Raw genomic sequence first — 20,171 nt, forward strand, 5'->3', positions numbered from 1 at the left:
ACGCGAACACAGTGAGTGATTCGAAAACCCTGGACAATCTGTCGACCGAGACCCGCTCCTTTGCCCCAAGCAAGGACTTCAGTGATCAAGCCATCGCCACCCAGGCCCGTTACGACGCAGCCAAGGAAGACCGCTTGGGCTACTGGGCGGACCAGGCCCGCCAGGTACTGGCCTGGGACACCGATTTCACCGAAACCCTCGACTGGTCTGAAGCGCCGGTTGCCAAGTGGTTTGTCGGCGGCAAGCTCAACGCGGCCTATAACGCACTGGACCGCCATGTGGAGAACGGCCGGGGCGACCGCGTGGCCATCTACTTCGAAGGCGAGCCGGGCGATACCCGCAGCTACACCTATGCGCAGCTGGCCGAGGAAGTGAAGAAGGCCGCCAACGCCTTCGAGTCCCTGGGCGTGGCCAAGGGCGACCGCGTGGCCGTCTACCTTCCGATGATCCCCGAAGCGGTGATCACCATGCTGGCCTGCGCCCGCATCGGCGCCATCCACTCGGTGGTCTTCGGCGGCTTCTCCGCCGACGCGCTGCGCAGCCGCATCGATGATGCCGACGCCAAGCTCGTGGTCACCGCCGATGGCACCTGGCGCCGCGGCAAGCCGAGCCCGCTGAAGCCTGCAGTGGATGCCGCCCTGGAAGCACCGGGGCACACCGTGGAAAACGTGCTGGTGGTCAAGCGCAACGGCGAACCTACCGAATTCGGCGCGCTGGACAAGTGGTGGGATGACGTGGTCGGCAACGCCGCCACTGAGCACACCGCGGTGGCCCACGACTCCGAGCACCCGCTGTTCGTGCTCTACACCTCCGGCACCACCGGCAAGCCCAAGGGCATCGTGCACACCACCGGCGGCTTCCTCACGCAGACCGCGGTCACCCACCGCGACACCTTCGATTTGCACCCGGAAACCGATGTCTTCTGGTGCACCGCAGACATCGGCTGGGTCACCGGCCACTCCTACGTCACCTACGCGCCGCTGGTCAACGGCGCCACCCAGGTGATCTACGAAGGCACCCCGGACACCCCGCACCAGGGCCGCTGGTGGGAGATCGTGGAGAAGTACGGCGTCACCATCCTGTACACCGCGCCGACCGCCATCCGCACCTTCATGAAGTGGGGCCGGGAGATCCCGGACGGCTATGACCTGTCGAGCTTGCGCGTGCTCGGTTCGGTGGGCGAACCGATCAACCCGGAAGCCTGGATGTGGTATCGCGATGTCATCGGCTCCAACAATGGCAAGAACGGCGAGAAGAAGGAGCATCCGGCCCCGATCGTGGACACCTGGTGGCAGACCGAAACCGGTGCGCACATGATCGCGCCGCTGCCGGGCGTCACCGCCACCAAGCCGGGTTCTGCCCAGGTGGCTGTGCCGGGCATCGCCATTGACGTGGTGGACGAGGCCGGCGAATCCGTGGCCGACGGCGAAGGCGGCTTCCTGGTCATCCGTGAACCATGGCCGGCCATGCTGCGCGGCATCTGGGGCGACATGGAACGCTACAAGGACACCTACTGGTCCCGCTTCGAGAACATGTACTTCGCCGGCGACGGCGCGAAGAAGGATGACGACGGCGACATCTGGTTGCTGGGCCGCGTGGATGATGTGATGAACGTGTCCGGCCACCGTCTGTCCACCACCGAGATCGAGTCTTCGCTGGTCGCCCACCCGTACGTGGCCGAAGCCGCGGTGGTCGGCGCGAAGGACGAGACCACCGGCGAGGCAGTCGTCGCGTTCGTGATCCTGCAGACCGAGCCTGCAGAGGGCGAGGATGTCGTGGCGACCCTGCGCAACCACGTGGGCAAGGACATCGGTCCGATCGCCAAGCCGAAGCATGTGCTGGTGGTTCCCGAGCTGCCCAAGACCCGCTCGGGCAAGATCATGCGCCGCCTGCTCAAGGACGTGGCCGAAGGCCGCGAGGTCGGCGATGCCACCACGCTCTCGGATTCGACCGTCATGAGCCAGATCGCGCAGTCCATGGGCAAGTAGCCCCTGCACGCACTGCCGAAAGAAGCCGCCGTTCTGCCGCACCGCTGGTGCGGCAGAACGGCGGCTTCTTGTATTACGGAGCCAGCGCAACGACGCTGGATTATGCCTGCAGTGTAATAGATTTGGGTTCATGACTGAGAACGCATCGAACACCATCTTGCTGCTCAACGGCCCCAATCTGAATCTGCTGGGCACTCGGGAGCCGGAAATCTATGGCCACGACACGCTGGCCGATGTCGAGCAGCTGGCCCGTGACACCGCCGCCGCCTACGGGCTCGAGGTGCGTGCGGTGCAGTCCAACCACGAGGGCGTGCTCATCGACGCGATCCACGAGGCCCGCACGACCGCGGCCGGCATCATCATGAATCCTGGCGCCTTCACCCATACTTCGGTAGCGCTGGCCGATGCGATCAGCGGCGTGCAGCTGCCGGCCATCGAGGTGCACATCTCCAATGTGCACAAGCGCGAGGCCTTCCGCCACCATTCCTATATCTCGCCGGTAGCCAGCTCGATCATCATCGGTGCGGGCGTGCATGGCTACAAGCTTGCGGTGCAGCAGCTCGCGCATTTGCTCGGCAAGTAGCCGCAGGCATCAGCCGGAAACGCAGTCGCCGGTCTTGATGCTGGTGCGCCGCTGGCTGCCAAGTTCCAAGGCTTGCTCGATCTCTTCGAGACTCAGGGCGAAGCCCACCTCGTCATCGCTGCGGGATTTGGCGAAGATCAGACCCACCACGTCGCCGGATTCATCCAGCAGCGGTCCGCCGGAATTGCCCTGCGCCACTTCCGCGGTGAGCTGGTAGACCGAAATCCGCGACGGGTCTTCGCCATAGATGTTGGCGATGGAGACGAAGGCGCGCGAGGCGATCAGCGCTCCGCGGATCTGCTGCGGTCCGCCCGCCGGGTGGCCGACGAATGTTGCCGGGTCGCCACGCATCAGGTCCTCGGCCGCCAGGTCGATGGGCTCTGCCTGCAGTCCCTCGACATAAAGCAGCGCGATGTCGGCCTGCGGGTCGAAATAAACTACCTTTCCGCGGTGAACTTCGTCACCGCCGACCTCCACGGTTGCAGCACTCAATCCTGCCACCACGTGTGCATTCGTCATGACCAATTCGTGGTCGACAACGAAGCCCGAACCGGTCAGGTTAACGCCGCATTGCACGGCGGTGCCGGAGATCTTGGCCGCCGATTGCGCGGCTGCCAGCTGCAGGTCGTTGGCGGCCCATTCGGTGTCCACTGGCGCCTGCACCGGAGGGGCGAAAGGCTCCAGGAACGCGGGCAGGGTTTCAGCGATCACCTTGGAGCGTGCGGTGGATATGGCCGCATCGACAAACTCGGGTGTCAGGCCGCGAATCGTGTCGATCATCTTGGACTTGCTGATCTCCAGCGAAAGCCTCGGGATACCCATGCTTGCCGTGGAAAAGGCCAAGCCACCAATGATTGTTGCGGTGATGAACACCGACAGCACGCCACCGGCGATGCGGTCTGCGGCACGCAGGAAATCGACATTCATCCAGTGCCTGATCCGGGTCGCGATCACCCGTCCCAGCGCTTGGCCGAGGATGATCAGCACCGCGGCGGTGGCGATCATCAGACCGACACGCCACCAGGGGTTCGTGGCAAAGGTGGAGACCAGGGGGATCGCGAAGAATGCGGCGACGCCACCGACGAGCAGGCCGAGCATGTCGCCAACTGTCAGCAGGAAACCTCGGCGAACTCCAACGATGAAGAACATCAGCAATACAGCGCAGATGACTACATCGAGCCAGCTGAAAATTCCCAGCACCCAGACCCCAGTTCATTCATAAAGTTCGTATAGACCCAAGGTACCCTTAGAAGCTGATGGATTTCTGCGAGCAGATTCGCGAGTTTTAGTCGAATGTGCGTGATTTTCAACATTTTCTTGGTTAAACCACGTGTGGAAACTGTCACATTGTTACCGAATACGGCACAATGAAGTAAGCGCCTACTACTGTTGACAGGAGATTTAATGGATATCGAGGTACTGCGTCGCGCGCCACTGTTTGCGTCGCTTGGTGATGAAGTTTTCGCCGCGCTAACCGAAGAATTGACCGAGGTTGATCTGTCCCGCGGTGCATCGGTGTTCCGTGAAGGCGATCAGGGTGACCGTCTGTACTTCATCGTTTCTGGCAAGATCAAGCTCGGCCGCACCTCTTCGGATGGTCGCGAGAACCTGATTGCTGTTCTTGGCCCGGGCGAACTGTTTGGCGAAATGGCCTTGTTCGATCCACACCCACGCAACGCTACCGCCACCGCCGTGTCGGAGACCCGCCTGGCTGGCCTGAGCCACGAGAACATGCGCAAGGCTATCCTGAACTCCCCTGAGGTCTCGATCCAGCTGCTGCAGGCTCTGGCAGCACGTCTGCGTCGCACCAATGAGTCCCTGGCCGATCTGGTCTTCTCTGACGTTCCTGGCCGCGTTGCCAAGGCGCTGCTGGACCTGGCTGACCGTTTCGGCCGCCCGGCTACCGACGGCATCCTGGTTGCCCACGAACTGACTCAGGAAGAGCTGGCTCAGCTGGTTGGTGCTTCCCGCGAAACCGTGAACAAGGCTCTGGCCGAGTTCGTCCAGCGCGGCTGGCTGCGCCTGGAAGCACGCGCCGTCGTGATCCTGGACATCCAGCGCCTGCGCCAGCGTTCGCGCTAAAGCACGACAAAGCATTTCAGGCCGAAAATCCTCAGAGGATTTTCGGCCTGTTGTGTTTTAAGCAGTGTGCTCAGTGCCCGGCAGTGGTCTGCCACGGCCGGGAGGACTCGGCGCTGATGGATCCCAGGACTTCCAGATAGTAGATTCCATCGCGCACCAGCAGATCCGGATGCTTGAGGTTCAGCGATCGCGCCCGCGAGAGGTAGGCGATCACTCCGTTGGCTTCCGCCATGGCTTCCAGGATCATTTCCACCGCCGGGTAGCTGATCTCCGAGAGCGTGAGGTTCACCGTGTTGGGTTGGCCAATGCTGTCCCCCAGCTCGCTGGTGCCGCGCTTTGCCAAAATGTCTCCGGCAGCAGACCAACGTCCCCATTTTCCTTTTCCACGAAGCAATGAGGCTTCCTGGCGGTTCGGCACGGTGGCGGTGAAGTACCAGGTGTCGAAGCGGCGCAGGGCAAAGTTCGGATTGAGCCAGTGAGATACAGGACGCAGAAGGTCGGTACGCAAACCGAGTCCGCGGCGGCGCAGGAATTCGTCAAAGGCAAGATCTTGTCCGGCGATGGCTTCGCGGGCGGTCATCCAGTCTTCGGCATCGGTCATTTCAACGACGGATTGCTCGTCGGTTCCGGCCAGCAGGATCCCGGTCTCTTCGAAGAGCTCGCGAATGGCGCAAACCAGATAGGCCTGGACCAGCTGCTGATCCAGCAAGTCCATGCGCTTGGACCACTGGGACAGGCTCGGGCCGAACCATTGGTAGGTGGCACGGTCGCTCGTCTCATGGCTGCCGCCCGGGAAGGCTACGTTGCCCAGAGGAGAGCCCCCGGGGCGATAAGTCAGGTAGGTTTCCACACCGTGGGAGGAATCCCTCACAAGGCACACAGAGGACGCTCGCCGCGGGGTACGCGGGGTGCGCGAACCGAAAGAGAACCAGTTTTCGGCGGTGGCAATCTGATGCGGCGGCAGGTCGAAGAGCCGTCGAACCATGCCGCTGCGCGGTCCCGACGGGAAAGCCCGTCGGGACCGCGCAGCGGGAAACTGGCCTGAATTACTCAAATTCGGCGATGACCTCAACCTCGACAGGTGCATCCAGCGGCAGTACGGCTACGCCGACGGCCGAACGTGCATGCAGTCCTGCATCGCCGAGAACTTCACCGAAGAATTCGGAGGCTCCGTTGATGACTCCTGGCTGTCCGGTGAAGTCCGGTGCCGACGACACGAAACCGACAACCTTCACGATGCGCTTAATGCGATCTAGATCACCAATTTCCGCCTTGATGGCTGCCAGCGCGTTGAGCGCGGCGGTCTGTGCCTGGGCCTTTGCTTCCTCGGCTGAAACTTCGGCGCCAACCTTTCCAACCGCTGTGAGTTCACCCTTAATCAGCGGAAGCTGACCGGAGGTGTAAACGTAGTTGCCGGAAGTAACGGCAGGCAGATACGCCGCAACCGGTTTTGCCACGGCTGGCAAGGCATGGCCAAGCTCGGCCAGGCGAGCCTCGACACGCGAGGAAGTAGCTTCTTGCATGGGATTTCTCCTTCAGTAGATGTTGTTGCCCGTTAGGCTTTCGGACGCTTCATATAGGCCACTGGAGATGAGCCATTGGGGCCAGGAACGACGGTTACCAGCTCCCAGCCGTCATCACCCCACTGGTCCAAAATCTGCTTCGTAGCGTGAATCAAAAGCGGCAAAGTGGCGTATTCCCATTTAGTCATACTCGATACGTTAGCGCGTCCTTGTAAACTAGTGGGTATGGCAGCCAAGAAGTCCCCCTTTTTTGATACAGCTACCACTCTGGGAAAAGTCGTTGCATTCTTCGGAATCAGTGCCCTGTGTGGTGTGCTCGCAGCAGGCATGCTCGTGCCCATTGCAGCTATCGCTAAAACCGGTTTGACCACTGGTAACAACATCGTCAGCGCGCTCCCGAGCTCGTTCGAGAAGCTCCCTATCCCAGAGCCTTCCAAGATCCTTGACGCGGATGGCAAGACGATTGCGACCTTCTACCAGCAAAATCGCCAGCCTGTGAAGCTAGATGACATCTCGCCGAACATGCGCAAGGCGATCATCTCGGTGGAAGACGAGCGTTTCTACGAGCACAAGGGCATCGACCCCAAGGGCATCGCCCGTGCAGTTGTCGGCAACCTCACCTCCTCGAGCCGCTCTGGCGCTTCCACCTTGACCCAGCAGTACGTCAACAACCTGCTGGTGAACAACCAGGTGCTCACTGGTGCGGAAGAATCCACCGTCTCCGGCCAGAAGGATTATGCAGACAAGATCCGAGAACTGAAGTACGCGGTGGCTATCGAAAAGGAAATGTCCAAGGACGAGATCCTGGAGGGCTACCTGAACCTGGTCCTCTTCTCGGGTCGCGAGTATGGCGTGCAGGCTGCCGCTCAGCGCTTCTATTCGGTCGACGCCAAGGACTTGAACTTGCAGCAGTCTGCCATGCTTGCCGGCATGGTCCAGCTGCCTAACGTCTACAACCCGATCAACAACCCTGAGCGTTCCATCGATCGCCGCAACAAGGTGCTGGGCAACATGTACCGCACCGGCGCGATCACCAAAAAGGAATACGACCAGGCAGTCAAGTCGGATCTTGAACTGGATCCGAGCATCTCGCCTTCCGGCTGCACCGCGGCCAAGGAAAATGCCTACTTCTGCGACTACGTCACCAACTTGATCCTTGCCGATGACACCTATGGCAAGACCAAGGAAGATCGCGAAAACCTGCTGTACCGCGGGGGCCTGACCGTCAAGACCACCCTGAACAGCAAGCTGAACAAGAAGGCCGCCAAGGACGCTGCGAAGGCCATTGACCCCGATGCCAAGTCCAACACTGACATCTACTCCTCCATCGTTTCGGTCGAGCCGGGCACCGGCAAGATCCTGACCATGGCGCAGAACACCACCTACGGTCCGGAAATCAAGAACTCGGGCAAGAACACCTACTACAACTTCGCAGTACCACGTGCGCTCGGCGGTGCTGGCGGCTTCCAGGGCGGTTCGACCATGAAGCCGTATACCACGCTGGGTTGGCTTGCTGAAGGCAACCGCATGTACGAGAAGATCAATGCCAAGAAGCAGCACTTCACTGCCGGCAACAAGTGGAAGGCCTCCTGCCTGCCCGGCGGCACCACCTACACCGCTGACTGGACCCCGAAGAACGCTTCCCCCGGCTTCTACCGCTCGATGACTGTGGACACCGGCCTGTACTGGTCGATTAACACCGCGACCGTCCAGGAAGCGTACAAGACCGACCTGTGCACCATCGCCGACTACACCAAGAAATTGGGACTGCTCGATCATGGTGCCAAGGGCGGACCAGCTCCAATCAGCCCAGCAAACCCGTCGTTCATCCTGGGCTCTGCAGAAATCACCCCGCTGTCCCAGGCTGCAGCCTTTGCGGCGTTCGCGAACAAGGGCGAGTACTGCGAACCACGCGCCATCACCGGTGTATCCGACAAGGACGGCAACGAATACAAGGTCAAGAAGGAGACCTGCTCCCAGCAGGTCGACCCGACCTACATCGCCGACCTGAACGGCACGCTGCAGAAGATCGCCACCAAGCGCGTGTCCAAGGGGCGGGTCGACGGTCCGATCGCCGGCAAGACCGGTACCAACGACTACGCCACCTCGACCTGGTTCGTCGGCTACACCACCGGCATTTCCACCGCTGCTTGGGTAGGCCGCCTGGAAGGCAAGGCCGCAACCGAAAAGAACGAGATGCACGGTGCGATGATCAACGACGAAAAGGCGCCATGGATGGTCGACTCCTCGACCTACGCCGCCCCGCTCTGGGTCGACTTCATGGAAGAGGCTGTGCACGAATACGAGCGCAACAGCTTCGGTTCGGCCCGCCGCCAGCCGCCTCCGCCGAAGCCGAAGGAAGAAGAGGAATCCAAGTCCGACTCGGATGAGAAGGACAATGACAAGGAAGAGTCGACGGACGATTCCAAGCCAAAGGAAGAATCCACCTCGAAGCCTGACTCCCGGGACATTGGCCGGGGAAACGACAACGGCAATGGGAATGGCAACGGAAACGGCAAAAAGTCCGACGACTAGCTAGTGAGCTGCGAAGGCCGCGTTCAGCTTTGGCTGAACGCGGCCTTCCGGTTTAGATTGGCATAGGAGAACTTCAGCAGAAGTGGCCGCAGGGCTTGAAAGGACGATGGCATAGAAGTCATGGTTGAACAGAATAATTTCGTTTCGGCGTTGCGCCATGCCAGTGGCACGGCGGCCCTTGCCGCCAGCGGCGCCCTGGCCATCGGCGGCGCCCTGGCCATCGGCGGCGCATTGGTGGGCTACGGCATGCTGGAGGCCCAGAAGTTCGGGCTGCGCCATGAGACGCTCAAGGTCCTGCCGCGCGGATACGGCGACATCAAGGTCCTGCACCTGTCGGACATCCACATGGTTCCGGGGCAGGAAGCCAAAACCCGGTGGCTGCGCAGCCTGGCAGATCTGGAGCCCGACTTCGTCATCAACACCGGCGACAACCTCAGCCATCAAAAGGGCGTACCGGCCCTGATCAAGGCGCTGGAACCGCTGATGGCTTTCCCCGGCGCGTTCGTTCCCGGCTCGAACTGCTATTACGCTCCGAAGCTGAAGAACCCGTTCAAGTACTTGGCTCCCTCAACCGGAACCCCCAGTCCAGCCTCCCGCGACAAGCTGCCGTTCGAAGAGATGCACCGTGCCTTCGGCAGCGCCGGCTGGATCAATATGTCCAACCGCGCGCATTCCACCGTGCTCAACGGCCTGCGCCTGGACCTTTCGGGAGTCGATGATCCGCACCTCGATCTCGACCACTTTGCGGGCTGGCCGCGCGGGTCCTCCTCCAGCAACCAGGCTCCCCACGTGCGGATTGCGCTCACCCACGCGCCCTACCAGCGGGTCCTGGACCAATTCACCGAGGCGCAGGCCGATGTCATTTTCGCCGGCCACACCCATGGCGGCCAGGTTTGCATCCCCGGGTACGGCGCATTGGTCTCCAACTGCGACCTGCCGACTTGGCGTGCCCGTGGCTTGACCGATTGGGACTACAACGGCAACACCGTTCCGTTGAATGTTTCCGCCGGCATCGGCACCTCGCGCTTCGCCCCGATCCGCTTTGCCTGCCCGCCGGAGGCCGTGCTGGTCACCCTGGCGGCCCGCGGCTAAAGCAGGAAATTCTTCCAGATCATCCCCGGTCTAGCACCTTGCTGGTGCTCGGCCGGGGATTATTCGCATCCATTGTGAAGCACTTCTTTCCCAAAGTGGCGTATTGATTGAATTATCCCAACTACTGCCGGTAGTCTGTAGCTCTGTCAAACTTCTGGATGAATGCGGGGTACCGTGGCTCAGGCTCAACCGAATGGATCCAATGATCCGGTCCCGCTCACTGCAACACTGAAGCGTCTCGCTCCCTTCGTCAAGCCGATCTTCCCTCGGCTCTTTTGCGGTTTCCTCTGCGCGCTCGGAGCAGGCATTGTCGCCCTGGCCATCCCACAGGTCCTCGCCTGGCTGGTGAACGTCGTGCTGCAGCGTGATGGAGCGGCCTCGGAAGTGTGGATTTCCGTCGGCATCATCGCCGCGCTGGGCTTCGTCGAAGCGCTGCTGATCTTCCTGCGCCGCCAATTCGTGCTGAACCCCGCAGCAGGCCTTGAAGCGCAGATGCGCATCCGCTTCTACAAGCACCTGCAACGTCTGCCTGTGGCATTTCACGAACGCTGGGGCTCGGGACAGCTGCTCTCCCGGTCCATGTCGGACCTGTCCCTCTTGCGCCGCTGGCTCGCCTTCGGCGCGATGATGCTGGTAGTTGAAACCGTCACCGTCGTCACCGGCCTGGTGCTGATGTTCACCCATTCGTGGATCCTGGGATTGCTCTACCTGCTGGGTTCCATCCCGATTGCCATCAAGGCCTACCGCTTCCGCAACGACTACCGGGCCGCCAGCCGGCGCAGCCAGGACCAGGCCGGCGATCTGGCCACCGCCGTGGAAGAATCCGTGCACGGCATCCGGGTCATTAAGGCTTTTGGCCGCGGGCCGCACGTCTACGAGGGCTTCAACGCCCAGGCCAAGTCCCTGCAGGAAACCGAAATCACCAAGGCCAAGACGCTGGCCAGCTTCCTGCTCACCGTCGTTGCCGTCCCCGAAACCATTCTGGGCATCGGCTTGGTCATCGGCCTTGCCCAGGTCGCCAACGGCACGTTGAGCGTCGGCTCGCTGGTGGCCTATTTCGCGATCGCCGCGGTCATCGCCGGCCCCGTCGAAGGCATGGGCATGCTGCTGGGCATGACGCTGAGCACCAAAACTGCCCTGGACCGGCATTTCGAAGTGATGGATTCAATCAACGACATCGCCTCCCCCGCACAGCCGCAGATCCCGGCAGAACGCGATGGCAGCGTGAAGCTGGAGCATGTGCGCTTCGCCTACCCTGATACCGCCGGCACCCACCGGCCGATCCTGGCCGACATCAATCTGGAAATCCGCCCCGGGGAAACCATGGCCCTGGTGGGCATCACCGGTTCGGGCAAGTCCACCTTGCTGAACCTGGTGCCGCGCCTGCACGAAGCCACCGCCGGCAAGGTGCTGGTCCATGGCCAGGACGTCAAGGACTGGGACCTTGAGCAGCTGCGAGCGGAAATCGCCGTGGCTTTCGAGGACACCACCTTGTTCTCCACCAGCATTCGCGGCAATGTGCTGCTCGGCGCACCGGAACACCTCGATGAGCGGCAGCGCGAAGCGCTGCTTGCAGAAGCATTGGACGTCGCCCAGGCGCAGTTCGCCTATGCCCTGCCCGACGGGGTGGACACCCTGATCGGCGAGGAGGGCCTTTCGCTCTCCGGAGGGCAACGCCAGCGCATCGCCCTGGCCCGTGCCATCGCGGCACGCCCGAGCGTCCTGGTCCTCGACGACCCGCTGTCGGCCCTGGATGTGCGCACCGAGGAACTGGTCACCGAGCGGCTGCGCGACGTGCTGGCCGGGACCACCACGCTGATCGTGGCGCATCGGCCCTCAACCGTGATGCTCGCCGACCGGGTCGCATTGCTGCGCGATGGCCGCATCGATGCGGTGGGCAGCCACACCCATCTGCTGAGCACCAATGAGCATTACCGTTTCGTCATCGCCAGCCTGGACGACGAAGAGCAGCCAGCCACTTCGGAGGTTTCCCGATGAGCAAGCCCCTGGGCGTTGCCAATGAAGACGCCATCAAGCTCTCTGCGGCCGAACGCAAGGTCGTGCGCCAGCGCTCCTTCCGGCTGCTGGCCGCCCTGGCCATGCCGCAGAAGAAGCTTTTCATCCTCACCGTGGTGCTGGTGCTGGTATCCAATGCGGCGCGCGTGCTGCTTCCGGTGCTGATCGCCTTCGCCATCGACTGGACCTTGCCGCAGGTGCGCGAAGGCAACTGGGGCGCATTGGGGTTGACCGGTGCCTGCTACATCCTCGGTGCGATCCTCAGCGGCGTGCTGCTCTCCTGGTACATCACCAGCGCGGCACGGATCTCCCAGGCGATGCTCTTGGATCTTCGCCAGCAGGTCTTCCGCCATACCCAGCGCTTGAGCCTCGAATTCCACGAGAACTACACGTCCGGGCGGATCATTTCCCGGCAGACCTCTGATCTGGAAACGCTGCGCGAACTGCTGGACCAGGGCGTTTCGGAACTAGCCTCCTCCTGCGTGTTCGTGGTTTTCACCCTGGCCTCGATTTTCTTCCTCGACTGGCGCAGCGGGCTGGTGGTCTGCGTGGCCGCCATCCCGGTCACGCTGCTGTTCTTCTGGTACCAGCGCCGCTCCGAGCTCCTGTACCGCGAATCCCGCGTGGTGTCGGCCAGGGTCATCTCCACTTTTGTGGAGACGATGACCGGCATCCGCGCGGTCAAGGCGTTCCGCCGCGAGGCAGCCAACGACGAGAACTACTCGGATCTCGCCGAGCAGTACCGGGTGAACTCGGTACGTTCCTTCAACCTCTTCGGCGTGCTGCAGCCCGGCCTGGTGCTGATCGGCAACCTGACGGTGGCCTCGCTGCTGGCCTACGGCGGGTTCCGCATCATCGACGGCACCATGCAGGTCGGCGCGATGGTGGCCATCCTGCTCGCATCCAAGCGCCTGTTCCAGCCAGTCGAGCAGATCGCGATGTTCTACTCCTCGCTGCAGTCGGCCACCGCCGCACTGGAGAAGGTTTCGGGATTGCTGGAGGAGGAACCGAGCGTGCGCGAGCCTGCTGCCCCGCGCAGCATCGGAAAGGTGGCCGGCGAGCTGGTCTTCAAGGACGCAGTTTTCGGCTACGGCGACGGCCCGGTGATCATGGAGGAATTCGACCTGCAGATCCCCGCCGGGCAAACAGTGGCAGTGGTGGGCCAGACCGGTGCCGGCAAGTCCACGCTGGCAAAGCTCATTGCCCGCTTCTACGACCTTCGTTCGGGCACCCTGGAACTGGATTCGGTGCCGATCAACGAACTGTCCAACAAGGAATTGCGCCAGCACGTCGTCATGGTCACCCAGGAGGCCTTCCTCTTCTCCGGCTCGGTCGCCGAGAATATCGCGCTGGGCCGTCCGGGTGCCTCGCTGGATCAGATCCAGGATGCGGCCCGCGCGGTCGGAGCCCACGAGTTCATCATGGACCTGCCCGAAGGCTATGACACCGACGTGAACAAGCGTGGCGGACGCGTCTCGGCCGGCCAGCGCCAGCTGATATCCTTCGCCCGCGCCTTCCTGGCCGATCCTGCGGTGCTGATCCTGGATGAGGCCACGAGCTCCTTGGATATCCCTTCGGAACGGGCAGTGCAGCGCGGACTGCAGACCCTGCTGGGCAACCGCACCGCGCTGATCATCGCGCACCGCCTGTCGACCGTGCAGATCGCTGACCGGGTGCTGGTGGTCCACGACGGCAAGATCGCCGAGGACGGCACCCCGGCCCAGCTGATTGCCGATGACGGGCGCTTCGCGGCCCTGCACAAGGCATGGAAGGACTCGCTGGTGTAGCCTGGCGGCGGCTACTGCCTTCCTGCGTCAATCTCCCGGACATGGACGAGCACGAGGTCCCTGATCAGGTCGTCGGGCAACGGCGCGGCCGGAGTGAATCGGATTGCATGGACGGTCTTGCTGAAGCCAGCCAACCGGTCGTCCAGCTCCTCAATGGCCCAGCGGGATGGGTAGAAGCTCAGGTGCTTTTTCGAGGCGGTGAAGTAAACCAAGGCACGCTGCTTGTACTTCAGCGTGGGCATTGAATAGCTCATGGTTTCTTCTGCTTCCGGAACCAGCTCCTTCACCAGGGCCCGAATCCTTTCGAGTTCCGCCCGGAAATCCGGTTCCAGCGCACCGAGATACTCTTCTACTGTTTCCGCTTTGCCCGCCATGCCTCGAGTCTAGCCACCCGTTTCCAACCGCCGCCAGCGGGCTCGGCTTAAGCCCAGGACCCCGCACTGCCGTAATCGGCGGTGCGGGGTCCTGTTGCTGGGCATCTGGCTAGGCGCTGAAGGCCTGTCCGGTCAGCCGTTCGTAGGCTTCGATGTAGCGGGCACGGGTCTTCTCGATGATCTCCGCTGGCAGCTGCGGCGGCTCTTCGCCCGAGTTCTTGTCCCAGCCCGATTCGGCCGAGGTCAGCCAATCGCGGACGAACTGCTTGTCGAAGCTGGCCTGCGCCTGGCCCGGTTGGTAGGTTTCGGCATCCCAGAAACGCGAGGAATCCGGGGTCAGCACCTCATCGCCCAGGGTGATCTCGCCAGTGGCCGGATCGGCACCGAATTCCACCTTGGTATCGGCCAGGATGATGCCGCGTGCGCGGGCGATCTTCTCTGCCTGCTCGTACAGGGCCACGGTCTTCTCGCGCAGCGCTTCGGCGACCTCGGTGCCCACGCGGTCCACGGTCTGGGCGAAGGAGATGTTCTCGTCATGCTCCCCCACTTCGGCCTTCGCCGACGGGGTGAACAGCGCCGGCTCCAGGCGCGAACCATCCACCAGCCCCTCTGGCAGGGGCAGCTCGCACACGGTCTGCGAGACCTTGTATTCGGCCAGGCCCGAACCGGTCAGGTAGCCGCGGGCGATGCACTCGATCGGGTACATCCCAAGCTTCTTGCACACCATCGCGCGGCCGGCCACGGTGGCCGGCACATCGGTGGAGATCACATGGTTGGCGAAGCCGCCCAACTGCTCGAACCACCAGAGGCTGAGCTGGGTGAGCACCTTGCCCTTGTCCGGGATCTCGCTGGAGAGCACGAAGTCGTAGGCGCTGATGCGGTCGGAAGCCACCACGAGGACCCGGTCGGTCTGCTCGAAACTGGCTCCTGCAGGCACGTACAGGTCGCGCACCTTGCCCGAGTAGAAATGGTCCCAACCTTCGAGGTCGAGCACTTCGGTCTGGAATCCTGCCATGAGTTCTTCAGTCCTCTATTTGCTGTCGTTGGCGATGACGATTTCGCCGCGTTGGGCCTTCAACGCAATGTCGGTGCGCGACTGGGCGCCATCCCAGCTGATCTCGGCGACCCCGGCGTATGCGGCGGCGCGGGCCGCTGCGAGGCCATCGCCCAGGCCCACCACGGCCAGCACGCGGCCGCCGGAAACGATGATGTTCCCGTCCGCATCGGCGGAGGTGCCTGCATGCATCACGTGCACGCCCTCGATCGCGTTGGCTGCGTCCAGGCCGGAGATCACCGCGCCCTTGACCGGGGTGTCCGGGTAGTTCTCGGCGGCGATGACCACGTCGACCGCGGTCTGCGCGGACCAGGTCAGCTGCTCGGCATCATCGAGCCGTCCCGTGGCGGCAGCCAGCAGCACCCCGCCCAGCGGGGTCTTCAGGCGTGCAAGCACAGCCTGGGTTTCCGGGTCGCCGAAGCGCGCGTTGAACTCGATCACGCGGATGCCGCGCTTGGTGATGGCCAGGCCGCAGTACAGCACGCCGGTGAACGGCGTGCCGCGCTTTTCCATTTCGCGCAGGGTCGGGTAGGCGACACGGTCCATGACCTCGTCGACGAAGTTCTCCGGCAGCCATTCCAGCGGCGAGTAGGCACCCATGCCTCCGGTATTCGGGCCTTCGTCATTGTCGAAGATGCGCTTGAAGTCCTGTGCCGGGGACAGCGGGACGGCATGCTTGCCATCGCAGATGACAAACAGGGACACTTCCGGGCCGTCGAGGAATTCCTCGATGACGACAGTGCCGCCGGCCGCGAAGCAGGCATCTGCATGCTCCAGTGCTTCTTCGCGATCGCTGGTGACCACCACGCCCTTGCCGGCGGCCAGGCCGTCGTCCTTGACCACGTACGGCGCACCGAAGTCATCCAGCGCATTGGCGGCTTCCTCGCGGGTGGTGGCCACATGGGCCATCGCGGTGGGAACCTCGGCGGCAGCCATGACATTCTTGGCGAAAGCCTTGGAGGCTTCGAGCTGCGCGGCGGCTTGGGTCGGGCCGAAGACCGGGATCTGCGCGGCGATCAGGGCATCGGCGACGCCCGTGGCCAGTGGCGCTTCGGGTCCGACAACCACCAGGTCGCTGCCCAGTTCCTGGGCCAGCGCGACGACTGCTGCAGGGTCCTGCGCGTCGATTGCGTGGGTGGTGACGTCCTGTGCGATACCGGCGTTGCCGGGGGCGCAATGAACTTCGTTGACGTAGGGGTCTGCACTCAGTGCACGGACAATTGCATGTTCACGGCCGCCTGGGCCAATAACCAGTACCTTCACGCGGTCGAGTTTACCGGAGAATCCATGGGCCAACCGCGTCTATGACGCACGCATGGCCAGCGCCCAGCCCTGCACTCGAACGGCTGCCGGATCCCCGCACGCCGGGCGATTTCGCTTCCGGTATTGCACCTGAGCACCTTCGAAGCTGTCAGCTGGCGTTCGGCGAGCTGGACTAGAGTTGGCATGGCTGGATATACGGTTTTCCCGGATACGCGACAGGGATCCCGAACAGAGGAATATGACGTTTCTCTGTCATTGAGAGAAAGTGGAATCGACCCATGGCAATCAAACGGCGCGTTGATGAAACCGCTGGCCGCGCGGCCTTGCGAGAATGGTCCTCAACCGCGCAGGGACAAGGAAAAACAGCCCGGCCCGTGCTCGCCATGGCAGTGCGGTTCTCGCTGGAGGAGCTGGCTTCCCGCGCCGAGGGCAATTCGGTCGAGGTGCGTGTTCCGCCCTTCGGTGTGACTCAGTGCATAGCCGGGCCTCGGCATACCCGCGGAACTCCCCCGAATGTGGTCGAAATGCCTGCTGAACTCTGGCTTTCCTTGGCTACTGGCCGCATAAGTTGGGCCGAAGCCCTGCAAACTGGGCAATTGCACGCTTCGGGACTTAGGGCAGACTTGTCAGCACACCTACCACTTATTGAGTACCCTTAAAGGCATGGAGCAACACCCCGCTACACCGTCGCCTGCCGATCAGGGCGTTGAAGTGCAAATTCACGCATCGCCCAAGTTCTGGCCGTTCATTTTGACCTTCGCGGTCTTCGGCGCGCTAGTCGGCCTCATCATCGGCCTGCTGGGCGAACCGTCGCAGGAATACACCCGTGCCTCGGCCTCCGGATTCTTTGCAATCTTCGGCGCAGGCTTGGGCGTAGGCATCGGCGCACTGGCATATGTGATTGTTGACCGCGTGACCTCACGCAAAACCACCAAGCATCTGGCAGTTCCTCTGGCCGAGGACACTGACTCCAGCGGACAACAAGGCTAGGCAGCTTTTCTCCTGAATTAGAAGAGCAGGCGGCCGCGCACCTGGCCGCCACCCACCACATTCTTGGTCGGTGTCGACCAACCGGAACATGAGAGAATAACCAACATGGCGCGTGGCGATGGATTCTTAAATCACGACCTGCTTCCAAGCGACAAGGGCCCGCAGGATGAATGCGGCGTTTTCGGCGTTTGGGCTCCTGGCGAAGAGGTCGCAAAACTCACCTATTACGGCCTGTATGCCCTGCAGCACCGCGGACAGGAATCCGCCGGCATCGCCACGAGCGATGGCGCGCGCATCAACGTCTACAAGGACATGGGCCTGGTCTCCCAGGTATTCGACGAGAATACGCTGAACTCCATGACGGGCCAGCTGGCCATTGGCCACTGCCGCTACTCGACGACCGGTGCCAGCCACTGGGCCAATGCGCAGCCGACCCTGGGCCCGACCCGGACCGGCACCGTCGCGCTGGCCCACAACGGCAACCTGACCAACTCCGCCGACCTGGCCGACATGGTCTCTGCCAAGCAGCAGGCTGAAGGCGGCAAGGTGCGCGGCGAGCTCGCCCAGGGCAACACCACCGATACCGCTCTGGTCACCGCCCTGCTGGCTGGTTCCGAAGGCCAGAGCCTGGAGGACACCGCTCTGGAGCTGCTGCCGAAAATCGAAGGCGCTTTCTGCTTCGTCTTCATGAATGAGGACACCCTGTACGCGGCCCGCGACCCGCACGGCGTTCGCCCGCTGGTCCTGGGCCGCTTGGATCGCGGCTGGGTAGTTGCCTCCGAGCAGCCTGCACTGGCTACCGTCGGCGCCTCGTTCATCCGCGAAATCGAGCCAGGCGAAATGATCGCCATCGATGAGAACGGCGTGCGCTCCACCCGCTTTGCCGAGTCCACCCCCAAGGGCTGCGTCTTCGAGTATGTCTACCTGGCCCGCCCGGATGCCGCCATCGCCGGCCGCTCGATCTACGAATCCCGCGTGGAAATGGGCCGCCAGCTGGCCCGCGAGAACAGCGCGGAAGCGGACATCGTGATCCCGGTGCCGGAGTCCGGAACCCCGGCCGCCATCGGCTACGCCGAAGAATCCGGCATCCCGTTCACCCACGGCTTCGTGAAGAACGCCTACGTGGGCCGCACGTTCATCCAGCCGTCGCAGACCCTGCGCCAGCTGGGCATCAAGCTCAAGCTCAACGCCCTGGAAACAGTGCTGCGCGGCAAGCGCGTGGTCGTGGTCGACGATTCGATTGTCCGCGGCAACACCCAGCGTGCCGTGGTGCGCATGCTGCGCGAGGCCGGTGCCGCCGAGGTGCATGTGAAGATCTCCTCGCCTCCGGTGAAGTGGCCTTGCTTCTACGGCATCGACTTCGCCTCGCGGGCCGAGCTGATCGCCAACGGCGCGGCCGTGGACGAGATCGCCACCTCCATCGGCGCCGACTCGTTGGCCTACATTTCCGAAGACGGCATGATCGAAGCAACCCGCCAGCCGCGCGAACGGTTGTGCACCGCCTGCTTCACCGGCGACTACCCGATCGCCCTGCCGAATGAGGAGCGCCGCGGCAAGAACCTGCTGGAGCGCAGCAACCAGGCCGGCTGCGAGCCGGGCCCTGATGCCGAGTTCGAAATCAACAGCTAATCTCCTTCACGATCCCCAACCATCCCGTTGCAAAGGGCGCTGGAAAACGGCGCCCCGAACAGAAAAGGAACCGACTGCCATGAGCGGCAATGATCAGCAGCCAACTTCCATCACCTATGCCGGTGCCGGCGTTGACGTTGAGGCCGGTGACCGTGCCGTTGAGTTGATGAAGGGCGCGATCAAGGCAACCCACACCTCCGGTGTCGTGGGCGGGGTCGGCGGCTTCGCCGGGCTCTTCGACGTATCGTTCCTCACCGGCTACAAGAAGCCGTACTTGGCGACCTCCACCGACGGCGTGGGCACCAAGGTGGCCATCGCCCAGAAGCTGGACATCCACGACACCATCGGCCACGACCTGGTCGGCATGGTGGTTGATGACATCGTCGTGGTGGGTGCCAAGCCGCTGTTCATGACCGACTACATCGCCACCGGCAAGGTGGTCCCGGAGCGCATCGCGGACATCGTGCGCGGCATCGCCGAGGGCTGCAAGCTGGCCGGCACCGCGCTGGTCGGCGGCGAGACCGCCGAGCACCCGGGCCTGCTGGCCGAGGACGAGTACGACGTGGCGGGTGCCGCCACCGGTGTCATCGAGGCCGACCAGCTGCTCGGCCCGGAGCGCGTGCAGGCCGGCGACGTGGTCATCGGCATGGCCTCCTCCGGCATCCACTCCAACGGCTACTCGCTGGTGCGCCGCGTCATCGCCCACGCCAAGTGGGAGCTGGACCGCGAGGTCGCCGAGTTCGGCCGCACCCTGGGCGAGGAACTGCTGGTTCCGACCCGCATTTACACCACCGCCTGCCTTGATCTGGTCGGCGCGCTGAACGACGGCGAGAACTTCGGCGTGCACGGCTTCAGCCACGTCACCGGCGGCGGCCTGGCTGCCAATCTGGCCCGCGTACTGCCGCAGGGCCTGATGGCCCGCGTGGACCGCTCCACCTGGACGCTGCCAGCAGTCTTCTCCACCATCGCGCAGCTGGGCAACGTGCCGCAGCCTGATCTGGAGCGCACCCTGAACCTGGGCGTGGGCATGGTTGCTGTCGTTGATCCTGCCGTCGCTGATCGTGCAGTCGAGCTGCTGAACGCTGCGGGCATGGGCGCGTGGGTCATGGGCGGAGTCGAGAACATCGATCCGTCGGCTGCCGATGCCGGACTGGACTTCGTCCAGGGCGCCAAGGGCGTGGACGGCGGCGCAGTGCTGCTGACCGGCAACTACGCCAAGTAGGCCGCCGAAAGCTCCTATAAACCCGATGCGCCG

At 63.1% G+C, this 20,171-nt stretch carries 17 protein-coding genes; 11 read left to right on the forward strand and 6 right to left on the reverse strand.

All coding sequences use genetic code 11. The features are described from left to right. Positions 1-11 precede the first annotated feature (11 nt). Both acs and aroQ read left to right on the forward strand, forming a co-directional pair. Positions 12-1,988, forward strand: coding sequence for an acetate--CoA ligase (gene acs, locus F0M17_RS12300; RefSeq protein WP_121867181.1), 1,977 nt, complete (start codon positions 12-14; stop codon positions 1,986-1,988). Positions 1,989-2,118: 130 nt separating this feature from the next. Further along, positions 2,119-2,571 carry a type II 3-dehydroquinate dehydratase gene (gene aroQ, locus F0M17_RS12305; protein WP_038991696.1) on the forward strand — a complete coding sequence of 151 codons (453 nt, stop codon included), beginning with the start codon at positions 2,119-2,121 and terminating at the stop codon, positions 2,569-2,571. A 9-nt stretch (positions 2,572-2,580) separates the two neighbouring features. Here aroQ and F0M17_RS12310 read toward each other — a convergent pair whose 3' ends face one another. After that, the gene (locus F0M17_RS12310; RefSeq protein ID WP_038991697.1) at positions 2,581-3,771 is read right to left on the reverse strand and encodes a MarP family serine protease; all 1,191 of its coding nucleotides are present in this window, start codon (positions 3,769-3,771) and stop codon (positions 2,581-2,583) included. A 204-nt stretch (positions 3,772-3,975) separates the two neighbouring features. Between F0M17_RS12310 and F0M17_RS12315 the strand changes: the two genes are divergently transcribed. Continuing rightward, a complete protein-coding gene (locus F0M17_RS12315) occupies positions 3,976-4,653 on the forward strand; it encodes a Crp/Fnr family transcriptional regulator (protein WP_022874282.1) in 678 nt (225 codons plus the stop codon). 70 nt (positions 4,654-4,723) lie between these two features. Here F0M17_RS12315 and F0M17_RS12320 read toward each other — a convergent pair whose 3' ends face one another. Beyond that, the gene (locus tag F0M17_RS12320) at positions 4,724-5,638 is read right to left on the reverse strand and encodes an NUDIX hydrolase (protein WP_038991698.1); all 915 of its coding nucleotides are present in this window, start codon (positions 5,636-5,638) and stop codon (positions 4,724-4,726) included. Between the two features lie 61 nt (positions 5,639-5,699). Further along, the gene (locus F0M17_RS12325; protein WP_073705829.1) at positions 5,700-6,176 is read right to left on the reverse strand and encodes a RidA family protein; all 477 of its coding nucleotides are present in this window, start codon (positions 6,174-6,176) and stop codon (positions 5,700-5,702) included. A gap of 327 nt (positions 6,177-6,503) precedes the next feature. Here F0M17_RS12325 and F0M17_RS12330 point away from each other — a divergent pair, with 327 nt between their 5' ends. The 4 genes from F0M17_RS12330 to F0M17_RS12345 all read left to right on the forward strand — a co-directional run bounded on the left by F0M17_RS12330 (position 6,504) and on the right by F0M17_RS12345 (position 13,606). Further along, a complete protein-coding gene (locus F0M17_RS12330; protein ID WP_246857058.1) occupies positions 6,504-8,711 on the forward strand; it encodes a transglycosylase domain-containing protein in 2,208 nt (735 codons plus the stop codon). A gap of 120 nt (positions 8,712-8,831) precedes the next feature. Next, complete coding sequence (locus F0M17_RS12335; protein WP_149597184.1) at positions 8,832-9,803, forward strand: metallophosphoesterase; 972 nt, start codon at positions 8,832-8,834, stop codon at positions 9,801-9,803. 162 nt (positions 9,804-9,965) lie between these two features. Further along, positions 9,966-11,801: an ABC transporter ATP-binding protein gene (locus F0M17_RS12340; RefSeq protein WP_371737246.1), complete on the forward strand. Its 1,836-nt coding sequence runs from the start codon at positions 9,966-9,968 to the stop codon at positions 11,799-11,801. Further along, on the forward strand, positions 11,798-13,606 hold the full coding sequence (locus F0M17_RS12345) for an ABC transporter ATP-binding protein (protein WP_149597186.1): 1,809 nt from the start codon (positions 11,798-11,800) through the stop codon (positions 13,604-13,606). Before F0M17_RS12340 ends, F0M17_RS12345 begins: the two co-directional genes overlap by 4 nt. A gap of 11 nt (positions 13,607-13,617) precedes the next feature. Here the strand turns inward: F0M17_RS12345 and F0M17_RS12350 are convergent, their stop codons facing one another. From F0M17_RS12350 to purD, 3 genes are all read right to left on the reverse strand, one after another. Next, entirely contained in the window at positions 13,618-13,980 is a 363-nt protein-coding gene (locus F0M17_RS12350; protein WP_073705824.1) for an iron chaperone, read from the reverse strand. A gap of 109 nt (positions 13,981-14,089) precedes the next feature. Beyond that, entirely contained in the window at positions 14,090-14,995 is a 906-nt protein-coding gene (locus tag F0M17_RS12355) for a phosphoribosylaminoimidazolesuccinocarboxamide synthase (RefSeq protein ID WP_121867187.1), read from the reverse strand. A 15-nt stretch (positions 14,996-15,010) separates the two neighbouring features. Beyond that, positions 15,011-16,297 carry a phosphoribosylamine--glycine ligase gene (gene purD / locus F0M17_RS12360; protein WP_149597187.1) on the reverse strand — a complete coding sequence of 429 codons (1,287 nt, stop codon included), beginning with the start codon at positions 16,295-16,297 and terminating at the stop codon, positions 15,011-15,013. A 278-nt stretch (positions 16,298-16,575) separates the two neighbouring features. On the opposite strand from purD, the gene F0M17_RS12365 reads away from it, so the two are divergent. From F0M17_RS12365 to purM, 4 genes are all read left to right on the forward strand, one after another. Beyond that, positions 16,576-16,956 (forward strand): sterol carrier family protein, encoded by a 381-nt coding sequence (locus F0M17_RS12365; RefSeq protein ID WP_084083820.1) that lies wholly within the window; start codon positions 16,576-16,578, stop codon positions 16,954-16,956. Positions 16,957-17,008: 52 nt separating this feature from the next. Then, on the forward strand, positions 17,009-17,287 hold the full coding sequence (locus tag F0M17_RS12370) for a hypothetical protein (protein ID WP_190263852.1): 279 nt from the start codon (positions 17,009-17,011) through the stop codon (positions 17,285-17,287). Between the two features lie 105 nt (positions 17,288-17,392). Further along, positions 17,393-18,916, forward strand: a complete 1,524-nt coding sequence (purF, locus tag F0M17_RS12375) for an amidophosphoribosyltransferase (protein WP_073705820.1) — start codon at positions 17,393-17,395, stop codon at positions 18,914-18,916. A 79-nt stretch (positions 18,917-18,995) separates the two neighbouring features. Next, complete coding sequence (gene purM, locus F0M17_RS12380; protein WP_149597188.1) at positions 18,996-20,138, forward strand: phosphoribosylformylglycinamidine cyclo-ligase; 1,143 nt, start codon at positions 18,996-18,998, stop codon at positions 20,136-20,138. Positions 20,139-20,171: the final 33 nt, after the last annotated feature.

It is taken from the genome of Glutamicibacter sp. ZJUTW (assembly GCF_008370855.1).
GTDB lineage: Bacteria > Actinomycetota > Actinomycetes > Actinomycetales > Micrococcaceae > Glutamicibacter > Glutamicibacter nicotianae.

Bases quoted from the DNA above. Each gene is read 5' to 3' on its own strand.
- aroQ (WP_038991696.1), top strand. From the start codon at position 2,119: ATGACTGAGAACGCATCGAACACCATCTTGCTGCTCAACGGCCCCAAT.
- F0M17_RS12315 (WP_022874282.1), top strand. From the start codon at position 3,976: ATGGATATCGAGGTACTGCGTCGCGCGCCACTGTTTGCGTCGCTTGGT.
- F0M17_RS12320 (WP_038991698.1), bottom strand. From the start codon at position 5,638: ATGGTTCGACGGCTCTTCGACCTGCCGCCGCATCAGATTGCCACCGCC.
- F0M17_RS12325 (WP_073705829.1), bottom strand. From the start codon at position 6,176: ATGCAAGAAGCTACTTCCTCGCGTGTCGAGGCTCGCCTGGCCGAGCTT.
- F0M17_RS12330 (WP_246857058.1), top strand. From the start codon at position 6,504: ATGCTCGTGCCCATTGCAGCTATCGCTAAAACCGGTTTGACCACTGGT.
- F0M17_RS12335 (WP_149597184.1), top strand. From the start codon at position 8,832: ATGGTTGAACAGAATAATTTCGTTTCGGCGTTGCGCCATGCCAGTGGC.
- F0M17_RS12340 (WP_371737246.1), top strand. From the start codon at position 9,966: ATGCGGGGTACCGTGGCTCAGGCTCAACCGAATGGATCCAATGATCCG.
- F0M17_RS12345 (WP_149597186.1), top strand. From the start codon at position 11,798: ATGAGCAAGCCCCTGGGCGTTGCCAATGAAGACGCCATCAAGCTCTCT.
- F0M17_RS12350 (WP_073705824.1), bottom strand. From the start codon at position 13,980: ATGGCGGGCAAAGCGGAAACAGTAGAAGAGTATCTCGGTGCGCTGGAA.
- F0M17_RS12355 (WP_121867187.1), bottom strand. From the start codon at position 14,995: ATGGCAGGATTCCAGACCGAAGTGCTCGACCTCGAAGGTTGGGACCAT.
- F0M17_RS12365 (WP_084083820.1), top strand. From the start codon at position 16,576: ATGGCAATCAAACGGCGCGTTGATGAAACCGCTGGCCGCGCGGCCTTG.
- purF (WP_073705820.1), top strand. From the start codon at position 17,393: ATGGCGCGTGGCGATGGATTCTTAAATCACGACCTGCTTCCAAGCGAC.
- purM (WP_149597188.1), top strand. From the start codon at position 18,996: ATGAGCGGCAATGATCAGCAGCCAACTTCCATCACCTATGCCGGTGCC.